Here is an 18,472-nt window from a genome sequence, read left to right as displayed (position 1 = left end):
CCGGAGTAGCCTCGCGGCCATGCATGCGATCACGATTCCCGAACCAGGCGGCCCCGAGGCGCTCGTGTGGGCCGAGGTGCCCGATCCCGTCCCCGGCGACGGCGAGGTCCTCGTCGAGGTCGTCGCCTCCGCCGTGAACCGTGCGGACGTGCTCCAGCGGCAGGGCTTCTACAATTCGCCGCCCGGCGCGTCCCCCTACCCCGGCCTGGAGTGCGCGGGCCGGATCCTGGCGCTCGGTCCCGGGGTGACCGGCTGGGCGGTCGGCGACGCGGTGTGCGCGCTGCTGGCGGGCGGCGGCTACGCGGAGAAGGTCGCCGTGCCGGCGGGCCAGCTCCTCCCCGTACCGGAGGGCGTCGGCCTGGTGGAGGCCGCGGCGCTCCCCGAGGTCACCGCGACGGTGTGGTCCAACGTCTTCATGGTGGCCCACCTCCGCCCCGGCGAGACCTTCCTGGTGCACGGCGGCTCCAGCGGCATCGGCACGATGGCGATCCAGCTGGCGAAGGCGGTCGGGGCCCGGGTCGCGGTCACGGCGGGCAGCCCGGAGAAGCTCGCCCGGTGCGCCGAGCTGGGGGCGGACATCCTCGTCAACTACCGCGAGCAGGACTTCGTCGAGGAGCTGCGGGAGAACACCGCCGGGTCGGGGGCCGACGTCATCCTGGACCTCATCGGCGCCAAGTACCTGGACCGGAACGTCGCGGCACTCGCCGTCAACGGCCGCCTCGCGATCATCGGGCTCCAGGGCGGGGCCAAGGGCGAGCTGAATCTCGGCGCCCTGCTGACCAAGCGGGCCGCCGTCACCGCGACCTCCCTGCGGGGCCGCCCGCTCCACGAGAAGGCCGCCATCGTCGCCGCCGTACGCGAGCACGTGTGGCCGCTGATCGCGGACGGGGTGGTCCGGCCGGTGGTGGACCGGACGCTGCCGATGGCGGACGCCGCCGAGGCGCACCGCGTGCTGGAGTCCAGCGCGCACATCGGGAAGGTGCTTCTGGTCGCGCCGTCGGCCGACGCCTGACCGGTTGACCAGTTGACCAGTTGAGCGGACAAGCCGTCGGCCGGCGCCTGCCCCGTAAAGCGGCCGTCGGCCGACGCCTGACCCTGCCCCGCAACGCGGATACCTGACTCCGTGAACGGGCCGCACACACGACGAGGAGCCCGGCGCACACCGTGATGTGCGCGCCGGGCCCCTCGTGGTCGGTCCTCGGACTTCAGGAGGCGGATGCGGATGAGGCGGATAAGGCGGAGACGGGGTCTACAGATACGGGCCCGAACGGATCGGGCCGTGCGGGTCCGCGCCGCCTTCCTCGTCCTCGTGTCCTGTGCCGGGCGGCAGGGCGCGGCGCATCTGCTCCAGCTGGGCGCGGGCCGCCATCTGCTGCGCGAACAGCGCCGTCTGGATGCCGTGGAACAGGCCCTCCAGCCAGCCCACGAGCTGTGCCTGGGCGATCCGCAGCTCGGCCTCGGAGGGCACCGACTCCTCGGTGAACGGCAGGGAGAGCCGCTCCAGCTCCTCGACCAGCTCGGGCGCCAGGCCGTCCTCCAGCTCCTTCACGGAGCTGGCGTGGATCTCCTTGAGCCTGACCCGGCTCGCCTCGTCGAGAGGGGCCGCCCTGACCTCCTCCAGGAGCTGCTTGATCATGCTGCCGATGCGCATGACCTTCGCGGGCTGTTCCACCATTTCCGTCACCGGGACCTCGCGCGACTCGTCGTCACTGGCACCGCCGCCGATAGCCATTCCGTCCTGGCCCACGACAAGGACCTGCGGGTGCTCCTGCGACCGGTCATTCCTCGGCATTTCCATGCCGTCATTGTCTCGCACACGCGCCGTACCCCACGTTGGTGCCCCCGAAAACGGAAGATCCACCGTCTTCGGGGGCACCGGAACCCTTCCGGGAGTGCCGGAAGTGCCCGTCACCCCGCGCGCCGGGCCAGGGTCAGCCGGGAGCTGGTGAGGCCGGCGGCCAGGAGTCCGGCGAGCACCGGGACGACCAGGGCCAGCAGCCCGACGGTCTCCCACGGCATCACGATCGGCGTGTAGGCCGACTCCATCGGATCCTCCCGCATGTCCGCCAGCGCCGCGCGCAGGTCGGTCAGCCGTAGCGCGACCGCGGGCACGAGCCCCGCCGCCGTCCCCAGGAGCACCCCGGTCAGGGCGACGACCAGGCACTGGAAGCCGGACAGCGAACGCCGTACCCCCGGGGGCGCGCCCACCGCGCTGAGCGTGGTGAGGTCGGCCTCCGCGTCGGCCTTGGACAGCCCGGTCGTGATGGCCGCCGCGCCCAGGGTCACCACTCCGGCGAAGAGGGCGAGGAGCAGCAGGACCGTGTCGGTGTCGTCGTGCCTGCGGAGCGTCTCGTTCGACGTCATCAGGTAGGCGCGGTTCCCGGCCTGGTCGAGCGCGGCGTGGGTCGCCTGGCTCTCGGCGTCCGTGGCATCGCGGTCGAGCGGGTAGAAACTGCCGTGCTCCTCGACGTGCAGACCGAGCCGTTGTGCGGTCTTCTCCGGCATGACCATCCGGATGCCCGGCGTCGCCGCGTAGCGGTCCGGTGCGACGTGGACCTTCAGCCGGTCGTTGGTGACGCGGGTCTTGCCGGGGTGCAGGGCCCGGTTCTTCTTGTCGCGGTCGTTGTAGGCGTGGGTGGCCTTCAGGGCGACCTCGCCGTTCTTCGCGTACGCCGAGTTGAGCAGGACGGGCGTGCCCTTGGCCAGGGCTTTCGCCGCCGCCGGGTCCTCCAGTTTCACGTACGAGTCGAGCACGTCCGCGCCCCCGACGACGATTTTGTCGCTGCCGGTGCCGAACGCGACCATCGTGTAGTGCTCGTCCATGCAGGCCGGGGAGTTCATCAGCCGCTTGTGTTCGTCGGCCGAGATCCGCAGGGCGAGCTCCTTGGCGCCCCTGCCCTTCAGCGGGCAGGAGTGGTCCTTGCCGGTGGGCTTGACGAGTTCGAGGGTGCCGCAGCCGTTCTCCTCGTCGTAATAGACCATGCAGTCGCTGCCGGCCCAGACCCGGCTGATGTCGGCGCGCGCGCCGCTGACCGGGAAACTCTGCTCGACGGCGGCCCGGGAGCGGGGCAGGTCGGCGCTGTCGCCGGTGTCGGCGGCCACCAGCGCGACGGTGCCCGGGGTCAGATTGGGCTCGTAGTCGTACGCCTGCTCGGCGGCGTTGCTGCTGGTGTACGTGGCGATGGCCACGCTGCCCGCCACGGCCGCCATCACGGCGGCGACGGCGGGTGCGGTACGGCCCCGGTTGCGGGCCGCGTCGCGCAGGGCGATGCGGGGCGTCAACGGGAGCCGTCGGCCGAGCCGGCCGAGGAAGCCGACGATCACCGGGATGCAGCCGAGGACGCCCAGTTCGGCGAGGACGGATCCCCCGGCGACGAGGGCGGTGTCGCCGGCCACCCCGCCGTAGACCGCGACGGCGACGCCGGTCGTGAGCGCGACGACGCCGACGACGGGCAGGACGCGGGAGCTGCGGCGGGTACCGCGCCGGCCGGTGAGCGACTCCAGGACGGACTGGCGGCCCGCGACGATCGCCGGAGCGAGCGCGGCGAGGACGCCGGTGACCAGACCGAGCAGGGCGATGCCGAGGATCTCCCAGGGACGTACGGTCAGTTCGCCGAAGCGGCTGCCCGTGTAGTCCTCGATCATCGGGCGGAACAGGGCGGTCAGGCCGAATCCGGCGGCGACGCCGGCCACCGCGCCGACCGCTCCGAGCACCGCGCCTCCGGCGAGCACCACGGCCCGGACCTGGCCCCGGCTGCCGCCGCACGAGCCGACCAGGCCGAGCTGACGGCGTGAACGACGGGCGCCCACGGCGAACGCGGGGCCGGCCAGCAGCACGATCTCCAGGACCGCCATGGCGGCCACTGTGAGCACCGCCGCGGTCAGCTCCGTGTCCGTGTCGTAGGCGCCGGTCGTCGCCGCCATCGGGACCTCGGAGTCCGGCGGCGGGTTCAGGGCGACCTGGCGGGACTTGACCACCACGCCCTTCTCGTTGGCGGCGAGGATGTCCTGCCAGGTCACGCCGGCTCCGGCTGGTCCCTGGACCAGCCACTTCGGGTCGCTCGCCTGGGGCGGCAGGATGTTCTTGTCTCGATCGGCCGTCTTCTGCCACGGGGCGATGACCGAGCCGGGGACCGCGTACAGGGAGTCCGCCCGCAGGTCGGCGGGGAGTTCGACCGCTCCGGTGAGGGTGTAGGTCCGGTCGGGGCCGCGCACGGTGACGCGGTCGCCGATGGACAGGCCGGACGCCTCGATGAACTTGTCGGTCGCCGCGATCTCGTCCTCGGCCCGGGGGTAGGCGCCGTCGGTCAGCTCGATCCGGCCGCGCAGCATCGGGTCGGCGATGGACAGTTCGGTGATCCGGGTGTCCGCGATGCCGTGCCGGGTGGTCACCGACGCGGGAACGCTCCGCTCGGTGAGGTGCCGCGACCCCTCGGGGAAGGTGGCGGGCACGTCGACGGGCTTCGCCTGCTCCTCGGGAGTCGGGTCCGGGGCGCCCTCGGGCGGGTTCCAGTTGACGCCGTCGGGCATCTGCTGGAGCTTCACCGGCCCCATGCTCGTGGCGGAGAACCGGGCGTCGGCCGCCCCCAGCTCACCGGTCAGCTCCTCGGCCCTGGTGGGCAGCGCGCTGCGGTAGGTGAGGTCGGCGGCGGTCACGCCGAGGACCGGCAGGGCGATCATCGCGACGACCAGGACGCTGCGGCCCTTGGCCCGTACGGCGTCGCGCCGGGCTATGCGGAAGGCGGCGCGCCAGCCGGGGAGCGGGTTCACTTGGCGGCCTCGGCGGATCCGGCGGAGAGCAGGGAGTCGGCCCCGGTGGTCAGCGTCTGGTCGACGATCGAGCCGTCCCGGAGGAACACGACCCGGTCGGCCCAGGCCGCGTACCGGGGCTCATGGGTCACCATGACGCCGGCCGCGCCCTGGTCGCAGCGGGTGCGCAGCAGGGCGAGGACGGCCTCGCCGGTCTCGGAGTCGAGCGCTCCGGTCGGCTCGTCGGCGAGTACGAGGCGCCGGTCGCCGACGAGGGCGCGGGCGATGGCGACGCGCTGCTGCTGGCCGCCGGACATCTCGTCGGGGAAGCGGTCGGCGATCTCCGCCAGTTTCAGCTCGGCCAGCGCGGCGAGGGCCTCCTTACGGGCCTTGCGCACGGAGACGCCGTCGAGTTCGCGGGGCAGCGCGATGTTCTCGGCGGCGGTGAGGGCGGGGATGAGGTTGTAGTCCTGGAAGACGTAACCGACGCTGCGGCGGCGCAGGGCGGCCATCCCCTTGGGGCCGAGGGCGGCGATGTCCTGGCCCTCGATGACCACCTGGCCGCTGGTGGCGGTGTCGAGCCCGCCGGCCAGGGTCAGCAGGGTGGACTTGCCGGAGCCGGAGGGGCCCATCACGGCGACCAGCTCGCCCGGGTACACGGCGAGCTGGATCCCGCGCAGGGCGTGCACCTCGGCGATGCCGGAGCCATGGGTACGGGTCAGCGCCCGCAGTTCGAGTACGGGGCTGCCGCCGGGCGTCCCGGAGGACGGCGGGTGCGGGGGCGGGGGTGTGGCGGACGAAGGCATGGCGGGTGGTTCCCCCCTGGGAACGGACGGGGTCAGGTGTGGGCGGCCGTGGGGCCCGGGACGTGGGTGATGGTGGGACCCGGGATATGGGCGGCGGCGCCGGGGCGGGATGTGGGCGGCGGTGCCGGGGCGGGCGCCCGCCGATACCTGCGGGGCCCGGGATGTGGGCGGCGGTGCCGGGACGGGCGCCCGCCGCTACCCGCGGGAGTCGGCGTCAGCGCCGGGACCGGGTCCGGCCGGCCAGCGAGCGGGCCGGACCGCGGGTGGCTGCGGGGCCGGGCCCGGCGGAGGGTTCGGTCGCGGCGGCCTCGGCGAGGCGGACGAGCCGGGACTCGCAGTGGTCGAGCCAGCGGGCCTCGGCCTCCGCCTGGAAGATCAGCTGCTCCACGACGAGGAGCCAGGCGACCTCGTCCCGGTTGGCCGGAACGTCGGCCAGGGCCTGGGCCTTGAGCCGGGTGTAGTCCTGCATGGCCTTGAGCGTGTGGTGGCGCTGGGCCTGGATGACGTCCCGGATGTCGACGCCGGGCGCGCCCACGGCCATGGCGAGCTTGATGGCCAGTTCGTCGCGGGGCGGGCTGGTGCGGTCCACGGGCGTCTCGAACCAGGTGCGCAGCTCCGTGCGGCCGTCGTCGGTGATCGCGTAGAGGTCGTGCCCGGCGTCGTCCGAGCCCTCTTGGACGATCATGCGGTCGCGCTCCAGCCGGCTGAGCGTCGTGTAGACCTGCCCGACGTTCAGGGGCCAGGTGGAGCCGGTGCGTGACTCGAACTCGGTGCGGAGCTGGGACCCGTAACGAGGGCCCCGCTCCAGCAGGGCCAGGAGGCCGTGGCGAATGGACATACTGAGTATGTATACCGAGTATGTTCGTCCTGGCAAGTCTCGTCGGCGCGGTCCGGGAGAGCGCGACCAGGGGGTCGCGACGCTCAGTTCACCCGGCGCATACGGAAGGCGAGGAAGCCGAGCCCCAGCCCGACCAGCGCGATGCCCGTCCCGAGCGAGACCTGCTGCACCCGGCGTACGGACGCGGCGTCCAGAGCCTGTCCTGACCGGGGCCCCGGATCGGTGAAGGCGCTGGGCGGCGGAGTGGAAACGGGCAGGTCGACCGGGTCCACGAGGTCCGTATCGGGCTCGTCCTCAGGCACCTGCTCCTCGGCCCGCGTCAGCTCCAGCGGCGACAGCGAACGCCCCGGACGCGCCTTGCCGGCCCCGGCCTCGCGCCCGGCCAGCGGGGCGGTCGACCCGGATACGTCGGGGGAAGCGGAAGGGGAGGAGGCGGAGTCCGGCGAGTCGGCTCCGGGCCCGGCGGGTGCCTGCGCGCCCTGCCCGGTCGCTGCCGGGGAGGACGGGGCCGGGCCGGTTCCCGGCGCTCCGGGGACCGGGACGCCGGACGACAGGGGCAGGGCGGAGGGGAGCGCCGAGGGGGACGCCGAGCCCGACCGTACGGGCCGTGGCGCGGCCGGACGGGCAGGGTCGGCGGAAGCGGTGGCGGCGGGGGTCGACGTCCCCGGGGCGGAGGTCGTGGCGGTGCGGGACGGGCCCTCGGGCGCCGGTGAACCGTGGGCGGAGCCGCCCAGCGGCCCCAGCGCCGCTCCGGCCGCCGCCATCAGACAGACCGCGCACCTCGACGACCACGCGGCCGGAAGTCCTGGAGCCATGAGATCAGCGTCACACGGGCCCCCTCATCCGGCATCCCGGACGCGGTATCCGGAAATACGGGCCCTGATAGTGGCCTGATGGTGCCCTGATAGCGGTCCAGGACGGAGATCCGTGGGCCCGTAACGGTCATCTGTCGACACCACCCACCCGCCCACCCGCCCGGACGGTGTCCACGGATGACCGGCGGATCAGGAGGGCTTGCCGGTGGAGACCTGGAGCTCGAAGTGGGCGCCGCGCTCGGAGACGGCCGCGCCGGGGGACGGGAACTGGCCGACGACCTGGCCGTCGGCGTAGGTGTTGCCCTTCTCCTCGATCTCCTTGATCGTCCATCCCGCGGCGGCCGCGCACGCCTTCGCGGAGCGGATGTCCTTGTAGACGAAGTTCGGCGCCTGGACCTTCGCCGGGTCGTTGGAGTCCTCGGAGGCGTCCGAGCACTCCGTGCTCTTCATCGTCCGGTTGCGCTCCGGCGGGCGGTATCCCTCCACCTCGGCGGTGCCCGGGTCGCCGTCCTTGCCCGCCTCGTCGTCCTTGCTGCCGTCCTGGAGGGCGATCGCGGTGATCAGGCCGCCGATGGCCAGCAGCGCGACGACGATCGAACCGACGACGACCGGCATGTTCCGCTTGGAGCCGCCGGCGGCGGTGGTGCCCACGGCCGTCGAGTGCTGCGGGCTGATCGAGTACGGCGGCGGGGTCTGGTGGGCCAGCGGTCCCGGGGTCGGATAGCTCTGGGCCGCCTGCGGGTAGCCGTAGCCCGGCGTGGGCGCCGGGGCCGGCTGGCTGTACGGGCCCGGCTGGTGGGGCTGCTGCTGCGGGTGCGGCTGGTACGGCGTCTGGACGCTCTGGGGTGCCGGGGTGCTCTGGTCGACCGGCGGGAACACCGCCGAGCCGACACCGGAGCCGCTGTTGGCGGGCCCGCCGCCGGCCACGATCACCGGGGCGCCGGTCTGGCCGCCGGAGGCGTTCAGCACGCGGGCGATCTCGTCGCGCATCGCGGCGGCGCTGGGGAAGCGCTCGTTCGGGTTCTTCTTGAGCGCGCGGGCGACGAGGGCGTCCATCGCCGGGGTGACCGACCGGTTGATGCTGGACGGCGCGACCGGCTCCTCCTGCACATGCGCGTACGCGATGGCCAGCGGTGAGTCCGCGTCGAACGGGATCCGGCCGGTGAGCAGCTGGAAGAGCATGATGCCCACCGAATACAGGTCGGACCGGGCGTCGACGCCGCGGCCGAGGGCCTGCTCGGGGGAGAGGTACTGCGGGGTGCCGACGACCATGCCGGTCTGCGTCATCGAGGTGACACCGGACTGCATGGCACGGGCGATGCCGAAGTCCATGACCTTGACGATGCCGCGCTTGGTCATCATCACGTTGCCGGGCTTGATGTCCCGGTGGACCAGGCCCATCTCGTGGCTGGTCTCCAGCGCGGCGAGCACGTCCGCCGTCACCTTGAGCGCCTTGTCGGCGGGCATCGCGCCGTGACTGCGGATGTCGGCGGCCAGCACCGAGCCGAGCGGCTGCCCCTCGACGTACTCCATGACGATGTACGGCATCAGCGCACCGCCGAGCTCGTCCTCGCCGGTGTCGAAGACGGAGACGATGTTGGTGTGCTGGAGCTTGGCGACCGCCTGCGCCTCACGCCGGAAGCGCTCGCGGAAGGACTGCTCGCGGCCGAGCTCCGTGTGCAGGGTCTTGATCGCGACCTGGCGGTCGAGGGCGGAGTCGTAGGCCAGGTACACGGACGCCATCCCGCCCTCGCCGAGCAGGTCGCGCAGCTGGTAGCGGCCGCCCGCGACCGCCCCGCCCGCGTAGCGGCCCTGTGCGCCGTCCTGGCTCATGACTTGCTTCCCCCTCGGCGGCGCGCGGTCGCACGCGGTGTGTCTGTCTGACGTCGTTTCTGTCTGACGTGGTTGCGTGCGACGCGGTTCCGTACAACGCGATTACGCGCCAAGTCTGCCGTAGGGGTACGACACGTCAAGCGGGGTGCCCGTTCCGTGACCCTCCGCACAAGAAGCGTCTCGGAAGCGTTACAGGAAACGCATCAAATCCCTGTGTAGGACGCGCCGGGCGGTCTGATGATCCTGCCGCAGCGGAACCGTGGTGTCCGGTGGAGGCTGTAGCGTGACGCTGCAATGCAGCAAGGCACCGTGAGAACCCGCGGACGCGCGGACAGATACGACGGCGAGGACTGATGGCACCCGATTCCGAAGCAAACGGCGGCGGAGTTTCGGATGGTTCCGACGCCTGGGGTATCGGCGGCGTGGTCGGTGACGGACGCTACCGGATGACCTACCGGCTCGGCCGGGGCGGCATGGCAGAGGTCTACGCGGCGGAGGACGTCCGGCTCGGACGTACGGTCGCGGTGAAGCTGCTCCGTTCCGACCTGGCCGAGGACCCGGTCTCCAAGGCGCGCTTCACCCGCGAGGCACAGTCCGTCGCGGGCCTCAACCACCACGCGATCGTCGCCGTCTACGACTCCGGCGAGGACGTCGTGGGCGGCCAGACCGTCCCGTACATCGTGATGGAGCTGGTCGAGGGCCGCACCATCCGCGACCTGCTCCTGACGGCGGAGGCCCCGCCGCCCGAGCAGGCGCTGATCATCGTCTCGGGGGTGCTCGAAGCCCTCGCGTACTCCCACCAGCACGGCATCGTGCACCGCGACATCAAGCCCGCCAACGTGATCATCACGGAATCGGGCGCGGTCAAGGTGATGGACTTCGGCATCGCCCGCGCGCTGCACGGCGCGCAGTCGACGATGACCCAGACCGGCATGGTCATGGGCACCCCGCAGTACCTCTCCCCCGAGCAGGCGCTCGGCAAGGCCGTCGACCACCGGTCCGACCTGTACGCCACCGGCTGCCTGCTCTACGAACTGCTGGCGCTGCGGCCCCCGTTCACCGGCGAGACCCCGCTCTCGGTGGTCTACCAGCACGTCCAGGACATCCCGGTGCCGCCGTCCGAGGTCTCGGACGTGGTGCCGCCGGAGCTGGACGGGATGGCGATGCGCGCGCTGGCGAAGGACCCGGACGACCGGTTCCAGAGCGCCGAGGAGATGCGCGGGCTCGTCCAGTACAGCCTCCAGATGCTCCAGGTGCAGGGCGGCCACACGGGCACGTGGAACACCGGCCCGGTCGCCCTGCACGAGGGGGGCCAGACCCCGCCGCACGGGATGTCCGGCTCCACCCGCGCGATGGGCCACCCGATGCACGGGGACACCTCGCAGGGCCCGATCCTGCCGCCGTACAACCCGGACGACGGGGGGTACGACGGCGGCGGCCGGCGCTCCGGCGGGCGCGGCAAGATGTGGCTCTTCGTCCTGCTCGCGCTGATCGCGATCGGCGCGGGGGTCGCCTTCGCCGTCAACGCCGCGAAGGACGACGGCGGGGGGAAGAAGGGCCCGGTCACGCCGTCCCCCTCGGTCAGCCAGTCCGAGAAGGAGAAGCCCTCGGAGTCGCCGTCCGAGGAGGAGGAGGAGAGCGACGAGCCGGACGACCCGGGCACCTCCTCCACCGGCGGTCAGACGCAGCCGAATCCGCCGCCGTACAACCCGGACCCGACCCCGAGCGAGCCCTCGTTCACCCCGTCCCCGGACCCGACCGGCACGGACCCCGGGACCTCGGACGGCAACACCAACGAGGGCAACAGCGGCGAGCCCACCGGTGAGCCGACCGAGCCGACCACCGACCCCGGCACCCCGGGCGGGGCCGGCGGCGACGACGGCGGGGCCGGCGGCGACGACGGCGGTACGGGTACGACGCCCGGCGAGACGGTGCTCGGCGCCACCACGACGGGATAACGCACCGCCGCATCACCCCCTGAGCCCGGCGTGCGCCCTTGTGGCGCGCGCCGGGCTCACGCGGTGGGGCAACCGCGTCACTCCGTGAAGGCCGCGCACACCGCCTCGTACTCCCGCGTCCACCACACCGCCAGGGCCGACACCGCGGGGAACTGCGGGTCGGCCCTGCGGTCGTGGAGGCGGTAGCGCCAGCGGAGTATCCAGAAGTCGTTGAGCCGCTCCCACCACACCCGGTGCACGGCGGCCGCCAGTTCCGCGGCCCCCGCCCCCGCGGCCCGCCGGTACGCGCGGGCGTACGCCCGTACCTTGGCGAGGTCCAGCTCTCCGGCCGGGCGGACGAAGAAGATCGCCGCCGCCCGTACCGCCTCCTCGGCGCGCGGCTGCACGGCCAGCCGGTCCCAGTCCACGATCGCGACCGGGTCGGCGCCCCGGTAGAGCAGGTTCAGCGGGTGGAAGTCCCCGTGCACCCAGCCGGTGGCGGGCCCGTCCGGAGTGGGCGGCCGGCGGTGGGAGTGCTGTTCGAGCAGGGCGCGGCGTTCCACGAGCCGGTGCACGGCGAGTTCGTCGAAGGCGTCGCGGGGGGCGTCCCGGCCGTCCTGCCCGCGCGCGGCGGCCAGCAGGTCGTCGATCAGCGCGAAGGTGTCGGCGGCGTCCGGGCTGCGGTGGACCGGCAGGGCGGGCGGGCTCGCCGGATGCGGGCCGTCGCGCGGTGCCATCACCTGTTCCAGGCCGGTGTGCACGGCCCCCAGGAGCGCACCGAGCCGGCGCGACTGGGAGACGGTCAGCTCGGAACCGATCCGGTGGAGGCCGTCGACCCAGGGGTGCAGGGCGTAGCACCGTTCGCCGATCACGGTGAGGGTGTCGCCCCGGGCGTCCGTCAGGGGCGGGACGACGGGCACGCCGAGCGACTTCAGGCGCTGGGTGGCGCGGTGCTGGCGCACGATCGCGGCGCGTTCGCCGCTGGGGTCGCCCAGGTGCTTCTTGTCGAGATGGTGCTTGAGGAAGTAGGACCCGCTCGTGGTGGAGACGCGGTATCCGTGGTTCAGCAGGCCCTTGGTGATCGGTTCGCAGGCGAGCGGCTGGCCCACGTCCGGGTAACGGCGCAGCACCTCGCCGACCGGGGGAACAGGTGGACGAGTGACATATGAGCGCGGCACTTACCAGATGTTAGATCACTCTGCGTGGCCGGCTCGGCGGAGTTGCGGTCACGCCCGAAGGTGCGCTAAGGCCGTCGCGAAGGCCTGGGATGCCTCAGAACTTCAGGGTGTGCTCCGTGACGAGATGCCTCAGAACTTCAGCGCGTGCTCCGTGACGAAGTGCGGATCGACCCGGAGGTAGGCCGGAGCGAAGGGCTCACCGTTGACGGAGACGGGCGCGACGCCGAACAGCCGCTCCTGCTCGGGGCAGGGGTGCACGATCTCGGCGGGTCCGGTGAACTGCACCGACCACAGGTCGCCGCCGTCGCCGGAGGCCGTGTCGTTGTAGTTGTCCGCGCCGTACGCGACGACGCTCCCGTCGCACGCCTCGTGGTGGCCGAAGCCGCTGTGCATCCGCAGCAGGATGCGGCCGTCGCAGACGATGTGCCGGGCCACCGTCAGGAACGGCAGGGCCCGCATGCTGGTCGCGAGGCGGCCGTACGGGACGCGGCGGAGCAGTTCGATGGGCTCCGCCCTCCGGATCGGCTCGGCCCGCTCGACCGTGCCGGTCGCGGGAGAGCAGAGCGTGCCGGCCGGGGCCCGCCGGATCGTCCCGGTCGCGGGGAGTTCGTCGAAGGACATGGATTCCACTGTCCCCCCGGCCGTAGGGGCCGCGTAAGAGTCGCCTGCCCCGGGCGGCCCGGGACCAAAGTCCCTGCGGAGCGGGGAGACCCAGCGGCGCTCGGCAGACTCAGCGGCGCTCGGCCTGGAGCCGCGCGACGTAGGCGGCGGCCTGCGAGCGGCGCTCCATGCCCAGCTTGGACAGCAGGCTGGAGACGTAGTTCTTGATGGTCTTCTCGGCGAGGTGCAGACGCTCCCCGATGACCCGGTTGGTCAGGCCCTCGCCGATCAGGTCCAGAATCTTGCGTTCCTGTTCGGTGAGGCCGGCGAGCTTGTCGTCGCCCTTGCCGCTGCCGCCGTCGCGCAGCCGCTCCAGCACCCGGGCGGTCGCCACCGGATCCAGCAGGGACTTTCCGGCCGCCACGTCCCGTACGGCATTCAGCAGTTCATTGCCGCGGATCGCCTTCAGTACATATCCCGATGCGCCCGCCATGATCGCGTCGAAAAGCGCCTCGTCATCGGCGTACGAGGTGAGCATCAGGCATTTGATGTTCTCGTCCTGGGAACGGACTTCCCGGCACACCTCCACCCCGCTGCCGTCCGGCAGCCGCACGTCGAGCACCGCCACGTCGGGACGCGTCGCCGGGATCCGCACCAGGGCGTCCGCGGCCGTACCGGCCTCGCCGACCACCTCGATGTCCGCCTCGACGGAGAGCAGCTCATGGACGCCGCGCCGGACGACCTCGTGATCATCGAGCAGAAATACCGTGATTTTTCCATCTTCGCGCACGATCGCAGTCTCACACACTCGCCTCTCCTCCGCTCTTCCCTGGCGCTGATCCGCGGGATAACGTGCCGTTGTTCCGGCGGCCCGCAAGGCTGCTTTCAGCGCCCTGACCAGCAGAGGTTCGCGATTTTTTCGATTTACTTGGAAATCCAAGCAAAATCGCAGGTCAGATAGGGTTTCGCAGTTCTGCGACGCTGTGGGTAACGTGCCTATGACAGGGCACTCGCCGGGGCACCTGTCACGCCTGACTCCGGCCGACCGGCACCCACCCCGTGCACGGCTCCGGATCCAGGCGAGCCGCACTGGTTCCCGGCAGACCCCGGGGGCCGGACCGACGGAGGAGCACGCACGTGACCGTGGAGAGCACTGCCGCCGCGCGTAAACCGCGACGCGCCAGTAAGCGGACCAGCGCCGCGAAGAAGCCGCAGAGTGCCGAGCCCCAGCTCGTACAGCTGTTGACGCCCGAGGGCGAGCGCGTCGAGCACCCGGACTACAGCATCGACCTGAGCGCCGACGAGCTGCGCGGCCTGTACCGGGACATGGTCCTCACCCGCCGCTTCGACGCCGAGGCGACCGCCCTCCAGCGCCAGGGCGAGCTGGGCCTGTGGGCCTCGCTGCTCGGCCAGGAGGCCGCCCAGATCGGCAGCGGCCGGGCCCTGCGCGACGACGACTACGTCTTCCCGACCTACCGGGAGCACGGGGTCGCCTGGTGTCGCGGCGTCGACCCGACCAATCTGCTCGGCATGTTCCGCGGGGTGAACCACGGCGGCTGGGACCCGAACAGCAACAACTTCCACCTGTACACGATCGTCATCGGCTCGCAGACGCTGCACGCCACCGGCTACGCCATGGGCGTCGCCAAGGACGGCGCGGACTCCGCCGTGATCGCGTACTTCGGTGACGGGGCCTCCAGCCAGGGCGACGTCGCCGAGTCGTTCACCTTCTCCGCGGTCTACAACGCCCCGGTCGTCTTCTTCTGCCAGAACAACCAGTGGGCCATCTCCGAGCCCACCGAGCGTCAGACCCGCGTGCCGCTCTACCAGCGCGCCCAGGGCTACGGCTTCCCCGGCGTCCGGGTCGACGGCAACGACGTCCTCGCCTGCCTGGCCGTCACCCGCTCCGCGCTGGAGCGCGCGCGCCGGGGCGAGGGCCCGACCCTCGTCGAGGCGTTCACTTACCGCATGGGCGCCCACACCACCTCCGACGACCCGACGAAGTACCGGGCGGACGAGGAGCGGGCCGCGTGGGAGGCCAAGGACCCGATCCTGCGGCTGCGCGCGTACCTGGAGAAGGACAAGCTCGCGGACGAGGCCTTCTTCACCGCGCTGGACGAGGAGAGCGAGACTCTCGGCAAGCGGGTACGGGAAGCGGTGCGCGCGATGCCCGACCCGGACCCGATGGCCCTGTTCGAGCACGGCTACGCCGACGGCAACTCCCTCGTGGACGAGGAGCGCGCCCAGTTCGCCGCCTACCAGGCATCGTTCGCCGATTCCGCCGAGGAGGGCAAGTAGCCATGGCCGTGGAGAAGATGTCCATCGCGAAAGCGCTCAACGAGTCGCTCCGCCTCGCCCTCGACAACGACCCCAAGGTCCTCATCATGGGGGAGGACGTCGGCAAGCTCGGCGGCGTCTTCCGTATCACCGACGGACTCCAGAAGGACTTCGGCGAGGACCGGGTGATCGACACCCCGCTCGCCGAGTCCGGCATCGTCGGCACGGCGATCGGCCTGGCCCTGCGCGGCTACCGCCCGATCGTCGAGATCCAGTTCGACGGCTTCGTCTTCCCCGCGTACGACCAGATCGTCACGCAGCTCGCCAAGATGCACGCCCGCGCGCTCGGCAAGATCAAGCTGCCGGTCGTCGTGCGCATTCCGTACGGTGGTGGCATCGGCGCGGTCGAGCACCACAGCGAGTCCCCCGAGGCGCTCTTCGCGCACGTCGCGGGGTTGAAGGTGGTCTCGCCGTCCAACGCGAGCGACGCCTACTGGATGATGCAGCAGGCCGTCCAGAGTGACGACCCGATCATCTTCTTCGAGCCCAAGCGGCGTTACTGGGACAAGGGCGAGGTCGACACCGAGTCCATCCCCGGCCCGCTCCACAAGGCCGTGACCGTCCGCGAGGGCAGCGACCTCACGCTCGTCGCGTACGGGCCGATGGTGAAGGTCTGCGTGGAAGCGGCCGCCGCCGCCCAGGAGGAGGGCAAGTCGATCGAGGTCCTGGACCTGCGCTCGATGTCCCCGATCGACTTCGACGCCATCCAGAGGTCGGCGGAGAAGACCGGCCGGGTCGTGGTCGTCCACGAGGCGCCCGTCTTCTACGGCTCCGGCGCGGAGATCGCCGCCCGGATCACCGAGCGCTGCTTCTACCACCTCGAAGCGCCCGTGCTGCGGGTCGGCGGCTACCACGTCCCCTACCCGCCGGCCCGGCTGGAGGACGAGTATCTGCCCGGCCTCGACCGGGTGCTCGACGCCGTCGACCGCTCGCTGGCGTTCTGAGGAGAGGGTTCGTGACGACGATGACCGGAACGTACGCTCGTTTCCGTGAGTTCAAGATGCCCGACGTGGGCGAGGGACTGACCGAGGCCGAGATCCTCAAGTGGTTCGTCCAGACCGGCGACACCGTCACCGACGGCCAGGTCGTGTGCGAGGTCGAGACCGCGAAGGCGGCCGTCGAGCTGCCGATCCCGTTCGACGGGGTGGTGCACGAGCTGCGCTTCCCCGAGGGCACGACCGTCGATGTCGGCCAGGTGATCATCGCGATCGACGTGGCCCCGGGCAGCGGCGACGCGCCCGCCCCGGCCGCCGCCCCGGCCCAGGAGCCCGTGGAGGAGCCCGAGGCGGAAGCCGAGCCGAAGGGCCGTACGCCGGTCCTGGTGGGCTACGGCGTCGCCGAGTCCTCCACCAAGCGCCGCCCGCGCAAGGGGGCGACGGCCGCTCCGGAGGCCGCCGTCGCGGCAGCGGTGCAGGCCGAGCTGAACGGCCACGCGGCGCCGGCCGCTGCTCCCACTCCCGCTCCCGCTCCCGCGCCGGTGGCCGATGCTCCGGCCGGCGGCCGTCCGCTCGCCAAGCCGCCGGTCCGCAAGCTCGCCAAGGACCTGGGCATCGACCTGGCGACGGTGGTGCCGACCGGCAGGGACGGCGTCATCACCCGCGAGGACGTCCACGCGGCGGCGGCTCCGGCGGTGGCTTCCGAGACGGCCTCGGTTCCGCCGAAGCCCGCGCCGGTGACCGCCGAGGCTCCGGCAGCAGCCGACGTCCCCGCCTCCGCCCGGGAGACCCGTATCCCGGTCAAGGGCGTCCGCAAGGCCATCGCGCAGGCGATGGTGGGCAGCGCGTTCACCGCGCCGCACGTCACCGAGTTCGTCACGGTCGACGTGACGCGCACGATGAAGCTCGTGGCCGAGCTCAAGGAGGACAAGGACATGGCGGGGGTGCGGGTCAACCCGCTCCTGATCATCGCCAAGGCCCTCCTCGTCGCGATCAAGCGGAACCCCGAGGTCAACGCCGCCTGGGACGAGGCCAACCAGGAGATCGTGCAGAAGCACTACGTCAACCTGGGCATCGCGGCGGCCACCCCGCGCGGTCTGATCGTGCCGAACATCAAGGACGCGCACGACAAGACGCTGCCGCAGCTCGCCGAGGCCCTGGGCGAGCTGGTCACCACGGCCCGGGACGGCAAGACGTCCCCGGCGGCGATGGCGGGCGGCACGGTGACCATCACCAACGTCGGCGTCTTCGGCGTCGACACCGGTACGCCGATCCTCAACCCGGGCGAGTCCGCGATCCTGGCGGTCGGCGCGATCAAGCTCCAGCCCTGGGTCCACAAGGGCAAGGTGAAGCCGCGTCAGGTCACCACGCTGGCCCTGTCGTTCGACCACCGCCTGGTCGACGGCGAGCTGGGCTCCAAGGTGCTGGCCGATGTGGCGGCGATCCTGGAGCAGCCGAAGCGCCTGATCACCTGGGCGTAACTCCTGTTCTCGGTGGGCCCGTACGTTTCTCCGTACGGGCCCACCGGCATGTCCGGCCCTCATCGCACGGCTCGCACGGCGAGTTCGGCGTACACGGTCTTCCCCACCGTGCGCGGCTCGACGCCCCAGTCGTCGGCGAGCTGCGCGACGACCAGGAGCCCGCGCCCGTAGCAGTCGTCGGCGTCGGGCCGCCGGACGCTGGGCAGCCGCTCCCCGCGCGGATCGCTGACCGCGATACGGAGTGCGCTCGCGGTGAGGGCGAGATGGACCCGGAAGAGCCGCCCCCGGATCGCCCCGTGCAGCAACGCGTTGGTGGCCAACTCACTGACCAGGAGCGCCGCGTCACCGGCGAGCGCGGGGTGCCCCCACTGGAGGAGGAGCCGGGCGGCGCGGTGCCGGCTGCGGACGATGCTGTGCGCGGTGGGCGGGTAGTCGACGCGGCCCAACATCGACGTGCAGGTCCTGCCGTTTCGGGCGGGAGTGCACTCGTGCGGTGGCGGGCCCTTCAACATCCTCTCGTTTGCCGAGTCGGGCGCACTCGACGTGGTGCACATGGATGCTCTGCGCTCGACCAATTGGGTCGAGGGTGCTGAAGAGAGCGCGGCCTACACTGATCTGTTCGCGCGAACGTGCACTACGAGTCTGTCGCCGTACGACTCATCGCGATTCATGGAAAGCATCGCCAAGGGGATGAACGAGTGAGCGAGTTCCGCTTCGAGAAGTCCAGCTACAGCGAGCCGAACGGCGAGTGCGTCGAGGTCGCCCGCAACATCCCCCGTACCGTCGCCGTCCGCGACTCCAAGCGCTTCGGCGGCCCCGTCCTCACCCTCGCCCCCGCCTCCTGGGACGCCTTCACGGCCGACCTGTGCCGCCGGCAGCCGTAAGCCGTAGGAACGGGCGAAGGGGCCCGGCCCGCACACACCGTGCGGGCCGGGCCCCTTCGCCGTACAACGCGTGCGTGCG

General features: G+C 72.0%; 17 protein-coding genes. 7 read left to right on the top strand and 10 right to left on the bottom strand.

Going from position 1 to position 18,472, the window contains the following annotated elements; translation table 11 throughout:
- The first annotated feature begins 19 nt into the window (after positions 1 to 19).
- Positions 20 to 1,012 (top strand): NAD(P)H-quinone oxidoreductase, encoded by a 993-nt coding sequence (locus D581_RS0110890; RefSeq protein WP_018957263.1) that lies wholly within the window; start codon positions 20 to 22, stop codon positions 1,010 to 1,012.
- Between the two features lie 237 nt (positions 1,013 to 1,249).
- Here the strand turns inward: D581_RS0110890 and D581_RS0110885 are convergent, their stop codons facing one another.
- The 6 genes from D581_RS0110885 to D581_RS0110860 form a co-directional block, all read right to left on the bottom strand.
- Positions 1,250 to 1,798: a bacterial proteasome activator family protein gene (locus tag D581_RS0110885; protein WP_026290403.1), complete on the bottom strand. Its 549-nt coding sequence runs from the start codon at positions 1,796 to 1,798 to the stop codon at positions 1,250 to 1,252.
- A 110-nt stretch (positions 1,799 to 1,908) separates the two neighbouring features.
- The gene (locus D581_RS0110880; RefSeq protein WP_018957261.1) at positions 1,909 to 4,770 is read right to left on the bottom strand and encodes an FtsX-like permease family protein; all 2,862 of its coding nucleotides are present in this window, start codon (positions 4,768 to 4,770) and stop codon (positions 1,909 to 1,911) included.
- Positions 4,767 to 5,555: an ABC transporter ATP-binding protein gene (locus tag D581_RS0110875; protein WP_018957260.1), complete on the bottom strand. Its 789-nt coding sequence runs from the start codon at positions 5,553 to 5,555 to the stop codon at positions 4,767 to 4,769. The genes D581_RS0110880 and D581_RS0110875 overlap by 4 nt, the downstream gene beginning before the upstream one ends.
- Positions 5,556 to 5,769: 214 nt before the next feature.
- Positions 5,770 to 6,393, bottom strand: coding sequence for a PadR family transcriptional regulator (locus D581_RS0110870; protein WP_018957259.1), 624 nt, complete (start codon positions 6,391 to 6,393; stop codon positions 5,770 to 5,772).
- A gap of 83 nt (positions 6,394 to 6,476) precedes the next feature.
- Positions 6,477 to 7,208 (bottom strand): hypothetical protein, encoded by a 732-nt coding sequence (locus D581_RS0110865; protein ID WP_106434375.1) that lies wholly within the window; start codon positions 7,206 to 7,208, stop codon positions 6,477 to 6,479.
- 189 nt (positions 7,209 to 7,397) lie between these two features.
- Positions 7,398 to 9,041 carry a protein kinase domain-containing protein gene (locus tag D581_RS0110860; protein ID WP_018957257.1) on the bottom strand — a complete coding sequence of 548 codons (1,644 nt, stop codon included), beginning with the start codon at positions 9,039 to 9,041 and terminating at the stop codon, positions 7,398 to 7,400.
- A 353-nt stretch (positions 9,042 to 9,394) separates the two neighbouring features.
- On the opposite strand from D581_RS0110860, the gene D581_RS0110855 reads away from it, so the two are divergent.
- The gene (locus D581_RS0110855; protein ID WP_026290402.1) at positions 9,395 to 10,999 is read left to right on the top strand and encodes a protein kinase domain-containing protein; all 1,605 of its coding nucleotides are present in this window, start codon (positions 9,395 to 9,397) and stop codon (positions 10,997 to 10,999) included.
- A 77-nt stretch (positions 11,000 to 11,076) separates the two neighbouring features.
- Here D581_RS0110855 and D581_RS0110850 read toward each other — a convergent pair whose 3' ends face one another.
- The 3 genes from D581_RS0110850 to D581_RS0110840 all read right to left on the bottom strand — a co-directional run bounded on the left by D581_RS0110850 (position 11,077) and on the right by D581_RS0110840 (position 13,546).
- Positions 11,077 to 12,108: a phosphotransferase gene (locus tag D581_RS0110850; RefSeq protein ID WP_018957255.1), complete on the bottom strand. Its 1,032-nt coding sequence runs from the start codon at positions 12,106 to 12,108 to the stop codon at positions 11,077 to 11,079.
- A gap of 177 nt (positions 12,109 to 12,285) precedes the next feature.
- Positions 12,286 to 12,777 (bottom strand): pyridoxamine 5'-phosphate oxidase family protein, encoded by a 492-nt coding sequence (locus D581_RS0110845; RefSeq protein WP_018957254.1) that lies wholly within the window; start codon positions 12,775 to 12,777, stop codon positions 12,286 to 12,288.
- Between the two features lie 109 nt (positions 12,778 to 12,886).
- A complete protein-coding gene (locus D581_RS0110840) occupies positions 12,887 to 13,546 on the bottom strand; it encodes a response regulator (RefSeq protein WP_007447175.1) in 660 nt (219 codons plus the stop codon).
- 347 nt (positions 13,547 to 13,893) lie between these two features.
- Between D581_RS0110840 and pdhA the strand changes: the two genes are divergently transcribed.
- Genes pdhA through D581_RS0110825 form a run of 3 tightly spaced genes read left to right on the top strand, consistent with a single transcriptional unit; the run spans position 13,894 to position 17,509 of the window.
- Positions 13,894 to 15,054 carry a pyruvate dehydrogenase (acetyl-transferring) E1 component subunit alpha gene (gene pdhA, locus D581_RS0110835; RefSeq protein WP_018957252.1) on the top strand — a complete coding sequence of 387 codons (1,161 nt, stop codon included), beginning with the start codon at positions 13,894 to 13,896 and terminating at the stop codon, positions 15,052 to 15,054.
- Positions 15,055 to 15,056: 2 nt separating this feature from the next.
- A complete protein-coding gene (locus tag D581_RS0110830; protein WP_018957251.1) occupies positions 15,057 to 16,037 on the top strand; it encodes an alpha-ketoacid dehydrogenase subunit beta in 981 nt (326 codons plus the stop codon).
- Positions 16,038 to 16,048: 11 nt separating this feature from the next.
- Positions 16,049 to 17,509, top strand: a complete 1,461-nt coding sequence (locus tag D581_RS0110825; protein WP_018957250.1) for a dihydrolipoamide acetyltransferase family protein — start codon at positions 16,049 to 16,051, stop codon at positions 17,507 to 17,509.
- A gap of 59 nt (positions 17,510 to 17,568) precedes the next feature.
- Here D581_RS0110825 and D581_RS0110820 read toward each other — a convergent pair whose 3' ends face one another.
- Positions 17,569 to 17,958, bottom strand: a complete 390-nt coding sequence (locus D581_RS0110820) for an ATP-binding protein (protein ID WP_018957249.1) — start codon at positions 17,956 to 17,958, stop codon at positions 17,569 to 17,571.
- A 4-nt stretch (positions 17,959 to 17,962) separates the two neighbouring features.
- On the opposite strand from D581_RS0110820, the gene D581_RS1000000142035 reads away from it, so the two are divergent.
- Together D581_RS1000000142035 and D581_RS0110810 are read left to right on the top strand one after the other, a co-directional pair.
- Positions 17,963 to 18,211, top strand: a complete 249-nt coding sequence (locus tag D581_RS1000000142035) for a Scr1 family TA system antitoxin-like transcriptional regulator (protein WP_018957248.1) — start codon at positions 17,963 to 17,965, stop codon at positions 18,209 to 18,211.
- Positions 18,208 to 18,393: a DUF397 domain-containing protein gene (locus D581_RS0110810; protein ID WP_018957247.1), complete on the top strand. Its 186-nt coding sequence runs from the start codon at positions 18,208 to 18,210 to the stop codon at positions 18,391 to 18,393. The genes D581_RS1000000142035 and D581_RS0110810 overlap by 4 nt, the downstream gene beginning before the upstream one ends.
- The last annotated feature ends 79 nt before the right edge of the window (positions 18,394 to 18,472 follow it).

The organism is Streptomyces sp. CNB091 (assembly GCF_000377965.1).
This window is presented reverse-complemented; position numbering and strand designations above follow the sequence as displayed.